Source organism: Candidatus Methylospira mobilis, from assembly GCF_009498235.1.
In the GTDB taxonomy this organism is placed as follows: Bacteria; Pseudomonadota; Gammaproteobacteria; order Methylococcales; family Methylococcaceae; genus Methylospira; species Methylospira mobilis.
In genome coordinates, this window is the sequence record NZ_CP044205.1 from 1,721,678 (window position 1) to 1,737,551 (window position 15,874).

Here is a 15,874-nt window from a genome sequence, read left to right on the forward strand (position 1 = left end):
CGGTAATTATTCAAGCCCTGGCAACGGCCCATACTTGTACCTGTTCAGCTCCAGCCTTGCGCAACACGCCAGCCAGTTCATTTACGGTTGTGCCGGTGGTAACGACGTCGTCGATGATGGCGACGCGCTTGCAGGATAGCCTGGCCTTGCAGGCAAAGGCGCCCTTCAAATTGGCGCGCCGCTCATTCGCATGCAGTTCCGCTTGCGATTGGGTTTTGCGTATGCGCACGCAGTTGTCGAACGCCAGTGGAATCGACAATTGTTTCGATAGCGTGCGCGCGATTTCCAGAGACTGGTTGAAGCCGCGCTGGCGATAACGCGCCGGGTGCAGCGGCACGGGTATGAGACAATCCGGCTTTGCACCGATAATTTGCAGCGTGTCGGTCATCAACTGCCCCAGCAGACGCGCGCAGGCGTAGTTGGCGTGGAATTTCAGGTGATGGATCAGGAAGCGGATGCCGTCCTGGTATTGAAAAATGGCCTGAGTGGTGTCGAATGCAGGCGGATTTTTCATGCAAATGCCGCAGATATCGATACCCGTGCCCGGTAGTGCGATGCCGCAACGCGCGCAGGCCGGGTTGTTGCGCGGCAATGCGTTTTCGCAGGCCTGACAAAGGTCGCGATTGTGCTGACCGTCTTCTCCACACAATAGACAGGTTGGCGGATAAAGCCAGTCCTGTATAATTGTCGACCAATCGTTCATGTTTTATACTGCTTCCAGTTGACGAACATGTGCGGTGTTACCCGGTGATTTGTGTCAGGAGAATAACAAAATGCTTATCCGATCGATAGATGCAGACGAAGCAACAGGCTGCGTTCCGACTATGCCGGAGTACGAGCTACGTCATGATTGGCGTTTACAAGAGATTGAAGCGCTGTTTGCGCTGTCGTTTCCCGATCTTCTGTTCCGCGCGCAAAGTACGCATCGCCGCCATTTCGATCCGAACACGGTGCAGGTCAGCAGTTTATTGAGCATCAAAACCGGAGCCTGTTCGGAGGATTGCGCGTATTGTCCGCAGAGCGCTCGCTACGACACTGGCCTTCCGCGCGAAGATCTGTTGCCGGTGGAGGAAGTCATCGCTGCCGCGCGTGTCGCGCAAGAACAGGGCGCTTCACGCTTTTGCATGGGGGCGGCCTGGCGCAGTCCCCGGGATAAGGATATCGACCGTGTGGTTGCAATGGTCGAAGGTGTGCGTGAGCTGGGTCTGGAAACCTGCATGACTCTCGGCATGTTGAGCGACGGCCAGACTGCGCGTCTCAAGGAGGCCGGTCTCGATTATTACAATCACAATCTGGATACTTCCGAAGCGTATTATTCGGAGATCATTACTACGCGCACCTACCAGGACCGTCTCGATACTTTAAAGCGCGTACGCGATGCCGGTATCAACGTGTGTTGCGGCGGCATCGTCGGTATGGGCGAAAGTGACAGCGATCGTTCAGGCTTATTGCTGGAGCTGGCTAATTTGCCCAAACATCCGGAAAGCGTGCCGATTAATATGCTGGTGCGTATGGAAGGCACGCCGCTGGCCGGCGACGCGAAGCTGGACCCACTGGTGTTTGTACGCACCATCGCGGTGGCGCGTATCCTGATGCCGCGGTCGTATGTGCGCCTGTCCGCCGGGCGCACCGATATGAGCGATGAAATGCAGGCTTTATGTTTTCTGGCCGGCGCCAATTCCATTTTTTACGGTGAAAAACTGCTGACGGCTGCGAACCCTGCTGCTTCCCACGACCGGCAACTGCTGGCGCGGCTGGGGATGCGGATGGCGGGGACAACGGTTGAATATATGGAAAAAGCGAGCGAGCGCCGGGGCCTTGCTTAATAATCGGCTGGCAATACGTCTGGCCGAGATCAAACGGCAGGGGCTGTACCGCTCGCGGCGTATTGCAACCGCGACCGGCGGCGCCGCGGAAGTTTTCAGCGACGGACGACGCTTGATCAATTTTTCCAGTAACGATTATCTGGGGCTGGCTCAACATCCTGAAGTGGTTGCGGCAATGGTTCGGGGCGCGCAGCGCTGGGGGGCCGGCAGCGGCGCGTCACATCTGGTCTCCGGGCATGGCGGCGCGCATCAGGCGCTGGAAGAAGCGCTGGCCGACTATACCGGGCGTGAGCGCGCATTACTGTTTTCCACCGGTTATATGGCCAATCTCGGTGTGGTCGGCGCGTTGGCCGAGCGCGGCGGCGCCGTGTTCGAAGACCGGTTGAATCATGCCTCTTTGCTGGATGCGGCCTTGCTGTCCGGGGCCGGACTACGACGATATGCACATCGCGATATCGGGCATCTTGCCGATCTGATGAGCGCGGGCGTCAAACCGGGGTCCATGGTCGTGAGCGATGGCGTGTTCAGCATGGATGGCGACGCGGCCCCGGTTGTCGAGCTGGCGGCGATGGCGCGTAGCGCGCAGGCCTGGTTTATGGTGGATGACGCCCATGGTTTGGGCGTGATGGGCGACAGCGGGCGTGGTGTGCTGGAATTGGCTGGCCTGGATCAGAGTGCGGTGCCGGTGCTGGTAGGCACGCTGGGTAAAGCCTTCGGTGTATTTGGCGCATTCGTCGCCGGAAGCGAAGCCTTGATCGAGTATCTGATTCAGCGCGCCCGATCCTATATATACACCACGGCCTTGCCGCCGGCAGTGGCCGAGGCGGCGTTGCAAAGCCTGCAAATCGCACAGACGGAAGCATGGCGGCGAGAAAAGCTGAAGGAGCTGATTGCGTATTTTCGCGAAGAAGGATTGCGTATGGGGTTGAACCTGCTGCCTTCGACTACGCCGGTACAGCCGGTATTGATTGGTGATAATACGCGGGCGATGGCAATCTCCCTGGCATTAAACGATGCCGGTTTTCTGGTGAGCGCGATACGTCCGCCTACGGTGCCTGCGGGCACCGCGCGTTTACGCATTACGCTGTCGGCAGTTCATGAGCGCGAGCAAGTGGGACGGCTGTTGGAAATATTGGGACATATAGCAGGGCAACCCGGATGAGTTCATCCATTTTTCGAGAAACGCTGGGAGCAGGGGTGGACGTGGTCATGATACACGGATGGGGTATGCATTCGGGGGTCTGGCGGCCTTTTGCGCAGACGCTGTCGCCGTACTGCCGCGTGACGCTGCTCGATTTACCCGGGCATGGCGCCAGCCGGGCCGGAGCCGATCTGAGTCTGGATGGGATTGCGCAGGCTCTGCTGGCCAATGCGCCGGAACGAGCGCATTGGCTGGGCTGGTCGCTGGGCGCGACGCTGGCTTTGTATATCGCCAGGCATTATCCGCAACGCGCGCTCAGTGTGACGTTATTGGCGGGCAGCGCCCGTTTTACCCAGGCGGGGCATTGGCCGCATGCGATGGAGCAAGCCGTTTTTGCCCGGTTTGCTCAGGGTCTGATGGACGATTATCACGCGACCGTCCTGCGCTTTCTTGGTTTGCAGACCTGGGGGTTGCCGAATGCCCGGCTGGTATTGAAGCAATTGCAGGTAACGCTGGCGCAACGCGCGGAGCCGGATCGGCGCGCGCTGATGGCGGGACTGATCATATTGCGCGACATCGATCTGCTGGAAGCTTTGCCGTCTCTGAACATGCCGTTGCTGGTTATGCTGGGAGGCCGCGACCGCTTGGTCCCTTCCGAGGCCGGCAGCGCTATAGCTGTGCTGGCGGATCAGGCCGAATATTGCCTGATCGAAGGGGCGGGGCATATCCCTTTTATAAGCCACGCCGATTTGTGCCGGGAGCGTTTGCTCGCTTTTTGGGTGCGGTATGATTGCCGTCAGTCGTCATTATAAACAACGCGTCAGCCGTTCCTTCGGAAGGGCCGCCCACGGTTACGACGGAGTGGCTGCGTTGCAGCGCGAGGTGGGCGACGCGTTGCTGCTTGGACTCGATGGTCTCGATATACAGCCTGCCCGCGTGCTCGATCTTGGTTCCGGGACCGGCTATTGTACTTCCCGGTTAATTCAGTATTTCCCTGATGCGCAGCTTATCGCATTGGATATCGCCCGTGAAATGCTGAGTTTCATGCGCCTGTCTACTGCGCAGTGTCAGTCTGTTTGTGCGGATGCGGAGGCTTTGCCGTTGGCGGAGGGTTGCGTGGATTTGACTGTGTCCAATCTGGCTTTGCAATGGTGCCGGGAACCGGCAACCGCTTTTGCCGGACTCGCTCGGGTTTTAAGTGGTGGAGGGTATCTGGTATTCAGCACTCTGGGGAGGGATACTTTGGCGGAACTGAAGCATGCCTGGCGGCAAGTTGATGATAAGCAACATGTAAATAGCTTTCTATCTTTTGCCGAATGGAATGCATTGCTGCAGGCCGCCGGTTTCGAAGTGATGATGTCGCACAGTGAAGTAATTTCGCTGTTTTACGCGGATGTGTACGGTCTGATGCGCGAACTGAAAATGCTGGGCGCGCGCAATCAGGCGGAGGATCGTCCACGGTATCTGACCGGACGGCGCGCGATGGCGCGCATGATTTCGGCATACCAGGCAGCAATGCCGGATCAGCGCATACGCGCCGGATTTGACGTGATTCAGATGGTTGCAAGGAAGATAGTGTAGTGGCCGGTTTTTTTATAACAGGAACCGATACCGGCGTTGGTAAAACCTGGGTTGCGCTGGCTTTGATGCACGCCTTGCAGACGCAGGGGTTGCACGTCCTGGGAATGAAGCCGGTGGCAACCGGGTGTGATTGGATAGACGGCGAGCTGCGCAATGAGGATGCATTGTTATTGCAGCGTCAGGCCAGCCGCATACTGCCTTATTCTCAGGTAAACCCCTATGCGTATCAGCTTCCGGTTGCGCCCGATATTGCGGCCAAACGGGAGAACTTCCCTGTTAATATCGACCATATTGTGGCCCAATGCCGCGTGCTTGAGGCGTCCGCGGATAGCGTGCTGGTCGAAGGTGTCGGCGGTTGGACTGTGCCGCTGGGCGAGAGCGTGAAAGTCGCGGATATGGCTTTATGCCTGAAGCTGCCGGTAATCCTGGTGGTGGGGTTGCGCCTGGGTTGCATTAATCACGCTTTGCTGACATGGGACGCCATGGTGCGCAGCGGTGTAACGGTAGCCGGTTGGGTTGCCAGCGAGTGCGAACGCTCATTCGAGTTTAGCGATGAAACGCTGGTCACCCTGCAGCGTGAAATGAATATTGCCTGCATAACGCGCGTCTTTGCCATATCACGAAATGATTTGTTGAGCCAGATCAATTTTAACGCTGACGCAATGGCTAAAATCTTGCCAAGAATGTGGGGATAAGTTACATTCATCCGCATTCATAAAACAGGATCAAGCTCCTTGCCGGAGCGATCAGGCATGGGAGCAGCCGGCCGTGTGCGCGGATAGCGCCGTTGGAACGGCAGGCTGGTGTTGCAAACCAGCAACGAACAGGAATACCGCCGCTCGGAAAGGGAAGCCCGGGTGCAATAAAAAGACAAACGCGCGGTGCTGGTCCGGCAAGGGCCTCATTAAGCGGATGACAAACTATTTTTAGACTGAGGAGATTACTCCGTGAAAACAATTAGGCGACTGCTTGCAGTTCTGGCGGTGATGTTGGGGGGAAGTGCGCACGCGGATTACGCGTTGAACTTGCCGGTTGGGGTTACCGAAACCAGCCGGGAAATACACGATTTGCACATGCTGATACTGTGGATATGCGTGGCGATAGGCGTGCTGGTTTACGGCTTGATGACCTACTCCATTATCTATCACCGTAAATCCAAGGGAGCAGTCCCCGCGAAGTTTCATGAGAATACCAGGCTGGAAATCGTCTGGACGCTGATACCGTTCCTGATTCTTTTTGCGATGGCGGTACCTGCAACGCGGGTCATGATCAAGGCTTACGACGCCAGCGCCGCCGACATGAGCATCAAGGTGACCGGTTATCAGTGGAAATGGCGTTATACCTATCAGGAAGACGGTATCGATTTTTTCAGTTCGCTTGATGCCGAAAGCAACAAGGCGCGCCAGATAGGTTCCGGCATTAATCCTGAGAGCGTCCCGCATTACCTGCTAAATGTCGATAACCCGATGGTTATCCCGGTCAACAAGAAAATACGCATACTGTTGACGGCCGCGGATGTGCTGCACGCATGGTGGGTGCCCGAATTCGGCTGGAAAAAAGACGCGATACCCGGTTTTGTGACCGATGGCTGGATTAAGGTAGAAAAGCCCGGAACCTACCGCGGTCAGTGCGCCGAACTGTGCGGACGCGACCACGGGTTCATGCCTATCGTCGTAATCGCCAAAACGGATGAGGAATACAAGGCCTGGGTTGAAGAGCAAAAAGCCAAGACTGCAGTGAAAAAAGCCGACGCAAACAAGACCTATACCATGGCAGAGCTGATGGAGAAGGGTAAAGCGGTTTACGACTCGAATTGCGCAGCCTGCCACATGCCGAACGGTGACGGCATGCCGGGGGCCTTTCCCGCCATCAAGGGCAGCCCTGTAGCCAACGGACCGGTTGAAGAACACATCAAACTGGTTGCCAAGGGCCGCAATGCGATGCCGGCATTCGATGAAGTACTGGCGGATGATGAGCTTGCGTCCGTGGTTGTATATCAGCGCAACAGCTTTGGCAACAGCAAGGGCGAGCTGGTTCAGCCAGCTGATATTCAAAAGCAACAATAATATATTTAACTCGATTTAGAGGAATAGGGCTATGGCAGCTACAACTCACGACGATCATCATCTTGGTCATGGTGCGGCGGATCACGGCGATCATCATGATCATCACGGACCGGCCAAAGGCATCATGCGCTGGATAACAACGACCAACCATAAGGACATCGGCACGCTTTACCTGGTAACGGCACTGATCATGTTCTTTGTCGGCGGCGCAATGGCATTGGTGATACGCGCAGAACTTTTTGAACCCGGCATGCAGTATGTGGATCCCGGATTCTTTAATCAGATGACGACGCTGCACGCCCTGATCATGGTATTCGGCGCGGTAATGCCGGCATTCGTGGGTATCGCCAACTGGATGATACCGATGATGATCGGCGCGCCGGATATGGCGCTGCCGCGCATGAACAACTGGAGCTTCTGGATACTGCCGTTTGCGTTTGTGCTGTTGTCCAGCACGCTGTTCATGGATGGCGGCGCGCCGGCCGCCGGCTGGACCCTGTATCCGCCGCTGGTGTTGCAGGGCGGGGATCATCTGCCGTTTGCGATATTCACCGTGCATTTACTGGGCATGTCTTCGATCATGGGCGCGATCAACATCATCGTGACCGTGTTCAATATGCGCGCCCCCGGTATGACCTTGATGAAGCTGCCGCTGTTCGTCTGGACGTGGGTGATCACCGCTTTTTTGTTGATCGCGGTGATGCCGGTGTTCGCCGGTGCGGTGACGATGTTGCTGACCGACAAATTCTTCGGCACCAGTTTCTTTAATGCTGCAGGCGGCGGCGACCCGGTGTTGTACCAGCATTTGTTCTGGTTCTTCGGACACCCGGAAGTTTATATCATGATCCTGCCGTCCTTCGGGGTGATTTCGTCGATTATTCCGACGTTTTCCCGCAAGCCTTTGTTCGGTTACAGCTCCATGGTTTACGCAACCGCATCAATCGGTCTGCTGTCCTTTATCGTATGGGCGCACCACCAGTACACCGTGGGCCTGCCGGTAGCGGCTGAGCTGTACTTTACCTACGCGACCATGCTGATCGCGGTGCCGACCGGCGTTAAAGTGTTTAACTGGGTAGCCACCATGTGGCGCGGCGCAATGACTTTCGAAACGCCTATGCTGTTCGCGATAGCTTTCGTGGTGCTGTTTACCATGGGTGGATTCACCGGTCTGATGATGTCGATTTCACCGGCGGATCTGCAGTATCACGATACATATTTTATCGTGGCGCACTTCCACTACGTGCTGGTTCCGGGCGCTGTCTTCGCGTTGATCGCCGGCACCTACTACTGGCTGCCGAAGTGGACGGGACACATGTACAATGAAAAACTGGGCCAGCTGCATTTCTGGCTGTCCACCATTTCGGTTAATGTCCTGTTCTTCCCGCAGCACTTTCTGGGGTTGGCCGGCATGCCGCGCCGTATCCCCGACTATGCGGTTCAGTTTGCCGAGTTTAACGCCATGTCGAGCGTCGGCGCGTTCATCTTTGGTTTCTCCCAGTTGATTTTCGCCTACGTCGTGTACGAGTGCATCAAAAAGCGTGGAGAAAAGGCAACGGCCGAGGTATGGGAAGGCGCGCGCGAACATGGGCTCGAATGGCATCTGCCGTCGCCTCCGCCGTACCACACCTGGTCGGATGCGCCGCCTGGCATAGAGCTTATTGACGAAGCAACTCATACTGTGCATCAGTAAGCCGGTGCAGCAGAGTGCAAATAAAAAAAAAGAATATGATACTGGCGGGAGCGATCGCCTTGTTTGCCGCAGCGCTGTATGTGTTCGCGATTATGCAGGTGGTCCTGTCAAAGCCGGGAGGGTAAGGCGATGACGCAGCTACAAAACAAGTCTCACACGAGACTGGTAATCGGCATCGCGCTGGTCGCGCTGCTGATGTTCGGGCTGGGTTTCGCCATTGCTCCGCTGTACGATTCGATATGCAAGTACTTTGGCATCAGCGGACGAGTCAAGGAAGCGACAGCGGAAGTGGCCTACAATATCGACCTCAAACGCGAAATTACGCTGGGTTTCGTAACTGTGGTAAACGGGAAAATGCCATTGGAGTTCAGACCTGCGGTAAACAGGCTGGTTGTTCATCCGGGGCAATATTACACGGTGGATTTTTACGCGCGGAATTTAAGCGATAAACCGCTGGTGGGGCAGGCGATAGCGAGTATCAGTCCGGTATGGGCTGCGGAATATCTGAAAAAGACGGAATGCTTTTGTTTTACGGATCAGCGCTTCGAACCGCATCAGGAAAGAAAGATGCCGGTACGGCTTGTGGTAGAACCGGCTGTAGCGGCGGATACCAGGGATATGACGCTGTCGTATACTTTTTTTGATATTACAAATAAAAAATAATCCAATTGCAAATGTAGGTAATCATCATGGCAACGAAACACGCGTATTACGTTCCGCATGAGGCGAAATGGCCGATTGTGGGCTCCATTGGATTGACAACCCTGATGGTTGGGTTCGCCAATCTTGTGAATGGCTCCAGTGTGGGGTCTACCATGATGGTGCTGGGTGCAATCATTATGGTGATCATGCTGTTCGGCTGGTTTGGAACAGTGATTTCGGAAAGCGTGGCAGGATCTTACAGTCATCAGGTAGATGTCTCGTTTCGTATGGGAATGATGTGGTTTATCTTTTCCGAAGTGATGTTTTTCTCGGCATTTTTCGGCGCCTTGTACTACACGCGAATTTATTCTATTCCATGGCTGGCCGGCGGGCTGGATTATTCGAATGGCGCTACTCACGAGTTATGGACCCATTTCAAGAACGTATGGCCAACTAATGGACCCGGTGAAGTGGGCGGTCACTTCGAGCCGATGGGCGCATGGGGCATTCCATTTCTCAATACATTGATACTGTTGAGCAGTGGTGGAACCGTCACCTGGGCGCATTGGGGGTTGTTGGACAACAACCGTCCGCAATTGATCAAGGGCTTGGCGGCTACGGTAGTGCTGGGTTTCAGCTTCGTTGCCTTGCAGGCCGTTGAGTACCATGAAGCGTATACCGAGATGGGGCTGACTCTGGGTTCCGGCATCTATGGATCCACATTCTTTATGTTGACCGGCTTCCATGGTTTGCATGTAACCATTGGCGCAATTTTCCTGACGGTAGTCCTGCTGCGCAGCATCAAGGGCCATTTTTCAGAGCACAATCATTTTGCGTTCGAAGCTGCTGCCTGGTACTGGCACTTTGTAGACGTGGTCTGGTTGGGGTTGTTCATCTTCGTGTACTGGTTATAACGCTCAACTACTCGTTCCCGATAAAAAACGCCGCACCCGTGCGGCGTTTTTTATGTCGCATGCCAACTTTACAAATAGCAATACCCGACTAACTGCTCGTGTCTAATCCGATAAAAAAGCTGGCCGGTCAAACCGCGCTATACGGTATAAGTACCATCGTCGGCAGGATGCTGAATTATCTGCTGGTGCCGCTTTATACCTACCAGTTTTCGCGCCCGGACGATTTCGGCGTTATTACCGAGTTTTATGCCTATATCGCCTTTCTCAATATCGTATTGATCTATGGCATGGAAACGGCGCTTTTCAACTTTTCGGTGCGCCGTGATGATGGACGACTGGTATACAGCACGGCTTTATTGTCGCTGTGGCTTACCACGGCGTTGTTTCTTGCAATTTCTCTGTGGCAATCATCAGCGCTTGCTGAATTGCTGGGTTATCGCTCAAATCCGCAATATGTGATTTGGACCGCCTGGATACTTGCGCTGGACAGCATCGCGGCTCTGCCTTTCGCGGCATTGAGGCAGCAACAGCGCGCCGGTCGTTTCGCCTTGCTGAAAACGATAAATATTCTGGTTAACGTAGCGGCAAACGTTTTCCTGATCGGGATTTGCAAATGGGCGTATGAATCCGGTCAGCAAGACGGGTTATTGGGGTGGGCTGCGACGGTTTACCGGCCGGATATTGGTATCGGCTATGTTTTTGTGGCCAATTTGATTGCCAGTGCGCTGACCCTGATCATGCTGTTGCCTGATTTATGGGTGCGGCTGCGATTTGATCCAGCTTTATGGCACAAAATGCTGGCTTATGCACTGCCGTTGATGCTGGCGGGCTTGGCTGGCATGGTAAACGACATGCTGGGCCGAATACTGCTCAAGCATTTGTCTCCCGGCGAAAATGCATTGGAACAACTGGGAGTCTATGGCGCCTGTTATAAAATGTCGGTTCTGATGATTATTTTTATCCAGGCTTTCCGTTATGCAGCTGAGCCGTTTTTTTTCGCGTACTACAAACAGCAGGACAGTCGAATCTTGTATGCGGTCGTTATGAACTGGTTTGTGATTGCTTGTTCGATCATCCTGCTGGCGGTGATGATGAACATCAGTTGGATACAATATTTTATCGGTGCAAACTATCGTTCGGGTATCGATGTGGTGCCGGTATTGTTGCTTGCCAATCTTTGTCTGGGCGTGTTTTTTAATTTTTCGATCTGGTACAAATTGACGCAAAAAACCTACTTTGGAGCCTATTTGACGTTCTGGGGGGCGGGAGTTACTGTGCTTTTAAACTTCTTATGGGTGCCGTGGCTGGGCTACATGGGTTCTGCTTGGGCAACGCTGATATGTTATGCCAGCATGGCCTTGCTATCGGCCCTGCTAGGGCAGCATTACTATGTCATACCTTACGATTACCGGCGGATTTTAGGCTACCCTCTGCTTGCCGTTATCCTGATTTTGGCAGTAGAACGCATCAGCGCTTATACGCAGTATACCCGGTTGGAAGATATCCTTATCCATAATGCCGTGTTGCTGATGTTTGTTTTTTGCATATTTATTGTTGAAAAGTTTGGGGCCGGACGGGCTTTCTTGCGGGTTTGAGTGCAGCGGTCTTGGAACCTTTCTGTTTGATGGGAGGCGAATTGGCATTTTTTTTAATTTGACACTGTGCTAGAATACTTCGTTTAGCGTATGTAGATGGTTGCGCGATGCCGCGATGATACGGTTTTGCATGTAACCTGGGTGCTAAGGTTTTTTCGGATAAATACAGAATGTTGGTCGTTACGCTTCCTGATGGTTCCCAGCGTGAGTACGGTAGCGCTGTTACATTGCTGGACGTTGCCGGGTCTATCGGTTCCGGGCTGGCAAAGGCTGCGCTTGCCGGTAAGGTGGATGGGAAGCTGGTCGATCTTTCCTATCGCATAGAGGCCGATGCCGATGTAGTCATTGTAACCGGTCGCGATCCGGAAGGTTTGGAGATAGTTCGCCACTCGTGTGCTCATTTGCTGGCTCAGGCTGTGAAAAGTCTTTACCCATCCGCCCAGGTTACGATAGGTCCGGTGATTGAAAACGGTTTCTACTACGATTTCGCCTATGAGCGGCCTTTTACACCGGAAGATCTGGCGAATATTGAAAAGAAAATGGCCGAGCTGGCTGCGAGCGACCTGCCGGTAAACCGCCATGTCATGATGCGTGACGAGGCGGTCACTTATTTTCAGAGCCTGGGCGAGCGTTATAAAGCCGAAATTATTGAAGATATTCCTCCCGGAGAGGAACTGTCCCTTTATACGCAGGGCGGATTCACCGATCTGTGTCGGGGGCCTCATGTGCCCAGCACCGGCAGGTTGAAAGTGTTCAAATTGATGAAGGTTGCCGGCGCGTATTGGCGTGGCGATGCGCGCAACGACATGCTGCAGCGCATATACGGTACGGCCTGGATAAACCAGGCTGATTTAAAAGAATATCTGCATAAGCTCGAAGAAGCGGACAGGCGGGATCATCGCAAGATCGGCAAGGCCCTGAATCTTTTTCATGTGCAGGAAGAAGCGCCGGGCATGGTGTTCTGGCACCCGGCGGGCTGGGTGATTTGGCAGGTGCTTGAGCAATACATGCGGCAGGTGTTCCTCGATAACGGTTATCAAGAGATAAAAACACCGTTGATTGTCGGACGTGCATTATGGGAAAAATCCGGGCATTGGGAAAAATTTCAGGATGAAATGTTTACCACCAGTTCGGAGGAGCGCGATTTTGCAATCAAGCCGATGAATTGCCCGTGCCATGTGCAGGTTTACAATCAGGGTTTGAAAAGCTATAGGGATTTGCCGTTGCGTCTGGCCGAATTCGGTTCCTGCCACCGCAACGAACTTTCCGGTGCATTACATGGCATCATGCGTGTCCGCGGCTTTACACAGGACGACGCGCATATATTTTGCACTGAAGATCAAATTCAGGATGAGGTGGTTCGCTTTATCGATTTGCTGCAGCGTGTATATACCGATTTCGGATTTACCGAGATTTTGCTTAAACTCTCAACCCGTCCGGAAAAAAGAGTGGGGTCGGATGAGGTTTGGGACAAGGCTGAAGCCGCGTTGCAGTCGGCGCTGGATAGCAAAGGCTTGGTGTGGGAGCTGCAACCGGGCGAAGGCGCATTTTACGGTCCCAAGATAGAGTTTTCGCTCAAGGATTGTATTGGGCGCGTATGGCAATGCGGCACCGTACAGGTTGATTTCTCGATGCCGGAGCGTTTGGACGCAGTATATGTTGCGGATGACAGCAGTAAAAAGACTCCGGTTATGTTGCATCGTGCGATATTGGGTTCCATGGAGCGTTTCATAGGAATATTGATCGAACACTACGCCGGTTTCTTCCCGCTCTGGCTGGCGCCGGTACAGATAGCTGCGTTGAGCATCACCGATGCGCAGGCAGGGTATGTTGAAAAAGTAGCCGCTGAGTTGCGCAGTCATGGGCTCAGGGTTGCAACCGACTTGAGAAACGAGAAGATAGGCTTTAAAATTCGAGAACATACAATGCGGCATGTGCCTTACCTGCTTGTTATCGGCGAAAGAGAAGCCGAAACGGGTACGGTGGCATTGCGCACTCAAAAAGGTGTCGATCTGGGCGGTTTCGATGTGTCCGGTTTGATAAACAAGTTGGTTGCAGAGGTAGCGGCTCGGTCAGCCGCAATTTTGTAGGAGTAGGGTCATAACTGCGAACGATAGAAAAGAGCCTCGGCTGAACGAGGAGATCACTTATCCTCAGGTCAGGCTGATAGGTGCGGGTGGAGAGCAGGTAGGCGTAGTTTCGAGCCGCGAGGCAAGATATATCGCCGCCGAAGCGGAGCTGGATCTGGTGGAAATATCGCCTACAGCCGTACCTCCGGTGTGCCGGGTGATGGATTACGGTAAATACCGCTTTGAGCAAAGCAAGAAACTGCAGGCTGCAAAAAAGAAGCAGAAACTGATACACATCAAGGAAGTGAAGTTCAGGCCGGGTACCGACGACGGTGATTATCATATCAAGGTGCGCAATCTGTCGCGTTTTCTTCAGGATGGCGACAAGGCCAAGGTCACGGTCAGGTTTCGCGGTCGCGAATTGTCTCACCGCGAACTGGGGATGGATTTGCTGAAGAGAATAGAAACGGATCTGCTGGAACATGCGACCGTTGAACAGTTTCCGAAACTCGAGGGCAAGCAGTTGAGTATGACGCTTGCTCCGAAAAAGAAAAAGACATAACGATTGGAGTTGTAACAATGCCAAAAATTAAAACAAATCGCGGAGCGGCCAAACGTTTCCGCAAGACCGCTTCGGGCGGATTCAAATGCAGTCATTCTCATCGCCGTCATATTCTTACCAAGAAAACGACGAAACGTAAGAGGCAGTTGCGTAATACCGGCGCTATTCATGCCTCCGATGTGAAGAGCGCTACCCGGTTGCTGCCCTACGTTTGATTGTTGCGCCAGCCCCATGGGTTTTTAACAGGATCGGATTTTAGTGTAGAGGAGGGGTAATCATGCCCAGAGTTAAACGTGGCGTAACCGCGCACGCCAGACATAAAAAGGTTTTAAAGCTGGCCAAGGGCTATTATGGCGCCCGCAGCCGTGTTTATCGCGTAGCCAAGCAGGCCGTCATCAAGGCAGGTCAATATGCTTATCGTGACCGCCGTCAGAGGAAGCGTCAATTTCGTGCATTGTGGATTGCGCGCATCAATGCCGCAGCCCGCGAATGCGGCCTGTCCTATAGCCGGTTCATCGACGGGCTGAAAAAGGCGGCTATCGATCTGGATCGCAAGGTTCTGGCTGATATGGCGGTCTATGACAAGGACGCTTTCGCCGCGCTGGTTAAGCTGGTCAAGCCGGTCTGATTTCGCGGAAAACCGTCATTGCTGCTGCGTGCGCCAGTCGTGCGCGCGGTAGATTTCAGGGTTAGAGGGTGCGATCGGCTACCGATTGGCACCCGTTTCTTTCTTGACATACCATAGTGAGCAGGGCTGTGACTGCTACCCCCCTTCAAGATATTCTTGCCGAAGCCCGTCAGCGCGTCGAGAGCGCCGGAAACCTGTCCGATCTGGATGGGGTGCGCGTTCAATTTCTCGGGAAAAAAGGCGTCTTTACCGAGCGCATGAAAACGCTGGGAAGGCTTACGCCTGAGGAACGCAAGATCGCAGGGCAGGAGATCAACAGCGCGCGTGATATATTTCAGTCCGAGCTGGAAGCACGCAGGCATTTTTTGCAGCAGGCCGAGCTTGCACTCAGGCTGGCGCGAGAAGTGCTGGACGTGACTCTGCCGGGGCGTGGACAGGAAATGGGCGGATTACATCCTGTTACCCTGACCTTGCGGCGTATCGCGAGACTGTTCCGCAATGTCGGATTCGAAGTTGCCGAGGGGCCGGAAATCGAAGACGACCATCACAACTTTGAAGCGTTGAACATTCCCGCGAGCCATCCGGCGCGCGCGATGCACGACACTTTTTACTTCGATGCGCATACCTTGCTGCGTACCCATACCTCTCCGGTTCAGGTGCGGGTGATGGAAACGCGCAAACCGCCATTGCGGGTGATTGCGCCGGGTCGCGTATACCGTTGCGACTCGGATTTAACGCATACGCCGATGTTTCATCAGGTCGAAGGCTTTTTTGTAGATAAACAGGTCAGCTTTGCCGATTTGAAGGGCGTGCTGTACTCATTTCTGCGCTTGTTTTTCGAACGGGATATACAGGTGCGTTTCAGACCTTCCTACTTTCCGTTTACAGAGCCGTCGGCCGAAGTCGATATTGAATGCGTGATTTGCGGTGGACAGGGTTGCAGGGTATGCAAACAAACCGGATGGTTGGAGGTGATGGGCTGCGGCATGATACACCCTGAGGTTTTCCGTTCGGTGAATATCGATTCCGAAGAATACTCGGGTTTTGCCTTCGGCATGGGTGTGGAGCGGCTTGCGATGTTGCGCTACGGTATCAATGATTTACGCATGTTTTTCGAGAACGATATCCGGTTTCTTCAGCAGTTCAGGGCTTCCTGAAGC

The 15,874-nt window shown here is 54.0% G+C and carries 16 protein-coding genes; 15 read left to right on the forward strand and 1 reads right to left on the reverse strand.

The window, feature by feature from the left end; all coding sequences use genetic code 11:
• Positions 1 to 10: 10 nt before the first annotated feature.
• Positions 11 to 703 carry a ComF family protein gene (locus F6R98_RS07610; RefSeq protein WP_153248497.1) on the reverse strand — a complete coding sequence of 231 codons (693 nt, stop codon included), beginning with the start codon at positions 701 to 703 and terminating at the stop codon, positions 11 to 13.
• A gap of 121 nt (positions 704 to 824) precedes the next feature.
• Here F6R98_RS07610 and bioB point away from each other — a divergent pair, with 121 nt between their 5' ends.
• From bioB to pheS, 15 genes are all read left to right on the forward strand, one after another.
• The gene (gene bioB / locus F6R98_RS07615) at positions 825 to 1,826 is read left to right on the forward strand and encodes a biotin synthase BioB (protein WP_153250959.1); all 1,002 of its coding nucleotides are present in this window, start codon (positions 825 to 827) and stop codon (positions 1,824 to 1,826) included.
• Entirely contained in the window at positions 1,789 to 2,988 is a 1,200-nt protein-coding gene (gene bioF, locus F6R98_RS07620; protein ID WP_228125227.1) for an 8-amino-7-oxononanoate synthase, read from the forward strand. The genes bioB and bioF overlap by 38 nt, the downstream gene beginning before the upstream one ends.
• The gene (gene bioH / locus F6R98_RS07625; RefSeq protein ID WP_153248498.1) at positions 2,985 to 3,779 is read left to right on the forward strand and encodes a pimeloyl-ACP methyl ester esterase BioH; all 795 of its coding nucleotides are present in this window, start codon (positions 2,985 to 2,987) and stop codon (positions 3,777 to 3,779) included. The genes bioF and bioH overlap by 4 nt, the downstream gene beginning before the upstream one ends.
• A complete protein-coding gene (bioC, locus tag F6R98_RS07630; protein ID WP_153248499.1) occupies positions 3,754 to 4,548 on the forward strand; it encodes a malonyl-ACP O-methyltransferase BioC in 795 nt (264 codons plus the stop codon). The genes bioH and bioC overlap by 26 nt, the downstream gene beginning before the upstream one ends.
• Positions 4,548 to 5,243 (forward strand): dethiobiotin synthase, encoded by a 696-nt coding sequence (bioD, locus tag F6R98_RS07635; RefSeq protein ID WP_153248500.1) that lies wholly within the window; start codon positions 4,548 to 4,550, stop codon positions 5,241 to 5,243. The genes bioC and bioD overlap by 1 nt, the downstream gene beginning before the upstream one ends.
• 252 nt (positions 5,244 to 5,495) lie before the next feature.
• On the forward strand, positions 5,496 to 6,614 hold the full coding sequence (coxB, locus tag F6R98_RS07640) for a cytochrome c oxidase subunit II (protein WP_153248501.1): 1,119 nt from the start codon (positions 5,496 to 5,498) through the stop codon (positions 6,612 to 6,614).
• Between the two features lie 31 nt (positions 6,615 to 6,645).
• On the forward strand, positions 6,646 to 8,304 hold the full coding sequence (gene ctaD / locus F6R98_RS07645; protein ID WP_153248502.1) for a cytochrome c oxidase subunit I: 1,659 nt from the start codon (positions 6,646 to 6,648) through the stop codon (positions 8,302 to 8,304).
• 129 nt (positions 8,305 to 8,433) lie between these two features.
• The gene (locus F6R98_RS07650; protein WP_153248503.1) at positions 8,434 to 8,967 is read left to right on the forward strand and encodes a cytochrome c oxidase assembly protein; all 534 of its coding nucleotides are present in this window, start codon (positions 8,434 to 8,436) and stop codon (positions 8,965 to 8,967) included.
• Positions 8,968 to 8,993: 26 nt separating this feature from the next.
• Positions 8,994 to 9,860 (forward strand): cytochrome c oxidase subunit 3, encoded by an 867-nt coding sequence (locus F6R98_RS07655; RefSeq protein ID WP_153248504.1) that lies wholly within the window; start codon positions 8,994 to 8,996, stop codon positions 9,858 to 9,860.
• Between the two features lie 98 nt (positions 9,861 to 9,958).
• Positions 9,959 to 11,455, forward strand: coding sequence for a lipopolysaccharide biosynthesis protein (locus F6R98_RS07660; RefSeq protein WP_228125160.1), 1,497 nt, complete (start codon positions 9,959 to 9,961; stop codon positions 11,453 to 11,455).
• Between the two features lie 170 nt (positions 11,456 to 11,625).
• Complete coding sequence (gene thrS, locus F6R98_RS07665; RefSeq protein WP_153248505.1) at positions 11,626 to 13,545, forward strand: threonine--tRNA ligase; 1,920 nt, start codon at positions 11,626 to 11,628, stop codon at positions 13,543 to 13,545.
• A gap of 10 nt (positions 13,546 to 13,555) precedes the next feature.
• On the forward strand, positions 13,556 to 14,086 hold the full coding sequence (gene infC, locus F6R98_RS07670) for a translation initiation factor IF-3 (RefSeq protein ID WP_153248506.1): 531 nt from the start codon (positions 13,556 to 13,558) through the stop codon (positions 14,084 to 14,086).
• A 17-nt stretch (positions 14,087 to 14,103) separates the two neighbouring features.
• Positions 14,104 to 14,301 (forward strand): 50S ribosomal protein L35, encoded by a 198-nt coding sequence (gene rpmI, locus F6R98_RS07675; RefSeq protein ID WP_153248507.1) that lies wholly within the window; start codon positions 14,104 to 14,106, stop codon positions 14,299 to 14,301.
• Positions 14,302 to 14,363: 62 nt separating this feature from the next.
• Positions 14,364 to 14,714 carry a 50S ribosomal protein L20 gene (rplT, locus tag F6R98_RS07680; protein WP_153248508.1) on the forward strand — a complete coding sequence of 117 codons (351 nt, stop codon included), beginning with the start codon at positions 14,364 to 14,366 and terminating at the stop codon, positions 14,712 to 14,714.
• Between the two features lie 152 nt (positions 14,715 to 14,866).
• Positions 14,867 to 15,871, forward strand: a complete 1,005-nt coding sequence (gene pheS, locus F6R98_RS07685) for a phenylalanine--tRNA ligase subunit alpha (RefSeq protein WP_407079308.1) — start codon at positions 14,867 to 14,869, stop codon at positions 15,869 to 15,871.
• Positions 15,872 to 15,874 lie beyond the last annotated feature (3 nt).

What these genes read in the sequence shown, in the direction of transcription:
- F6R98_RS07610 (WP_153248497.1), bottom strand. Translation starts at nt 703, where the DNA reads ATGAACGATTGGTCGACAATTATACAGGACTGGCTTTATCCGCCAACC.
- bioB (WP_153250959.1), top strand. Translation starts at nt 825, where the DNA reads ATGCCGGAGTACGAGCTACGTCATGATTGGCGTTTACAAGAGATTGAA.
- bioH (WP_153248498.1), top strand. Translation starts at nt 2,985, where the DNA reads ATGAGTTCATCCATTTTTCGAGAAACGCTGGGAGCAGGGGTGGACGTG.
- bioC (WP_153248499.1), top strand. Translation starts at nt 3,754, where the DNA reads ATGATTGCCGTCAGTCGTCATTATAAACAACGCGTCAGCCGTTCCTTC.
- ctaD (WP_153248502.1), top strand. Translation starts at nt 6,646, where the DNA reads ATGGCAGCTACAACTCACGACGATCATCATCTTGGTCATGGTGCGGCG.
- F6R98_RS07650 (WP_153248503.1), top strand. Translation starts at nt 8,434, where the DNA reads ATGACGCAGCTACAAAACAAGTCTCACACGAGACTGGTAATCGGCATC.
- F6R98_RS07655 (WP_153248504.1), top strand. Translation starts at nt 8,994, where the DNA reads ATGGCAACGAAACACGCGTATTACGTTCCGCATGAGGCGAAATGGCCG.
- thrS (WP_153248505.1), top strand. Translation starts at nt 11,626, where the DNA reads ATGTTGGTCGTTACGCTTCCTGATGGTTCCCAGCGTGAGTACGGTAGC.
- rpmI (WP_153248507.1), top strand. Translation starts at nt 14,104, where the DNA reads ATGCCAAAAATTAAAACAAATCGCGGAGCGGCCAAACGTTTCCGCAAG.
- rplT (WP_153248508.1), top strand. Translation starts at nt 14,364, where the DNA reads ATGCCCAGAGTTAAACGTGGCGTAACCGCGCACGCCAGACATAAAAAG.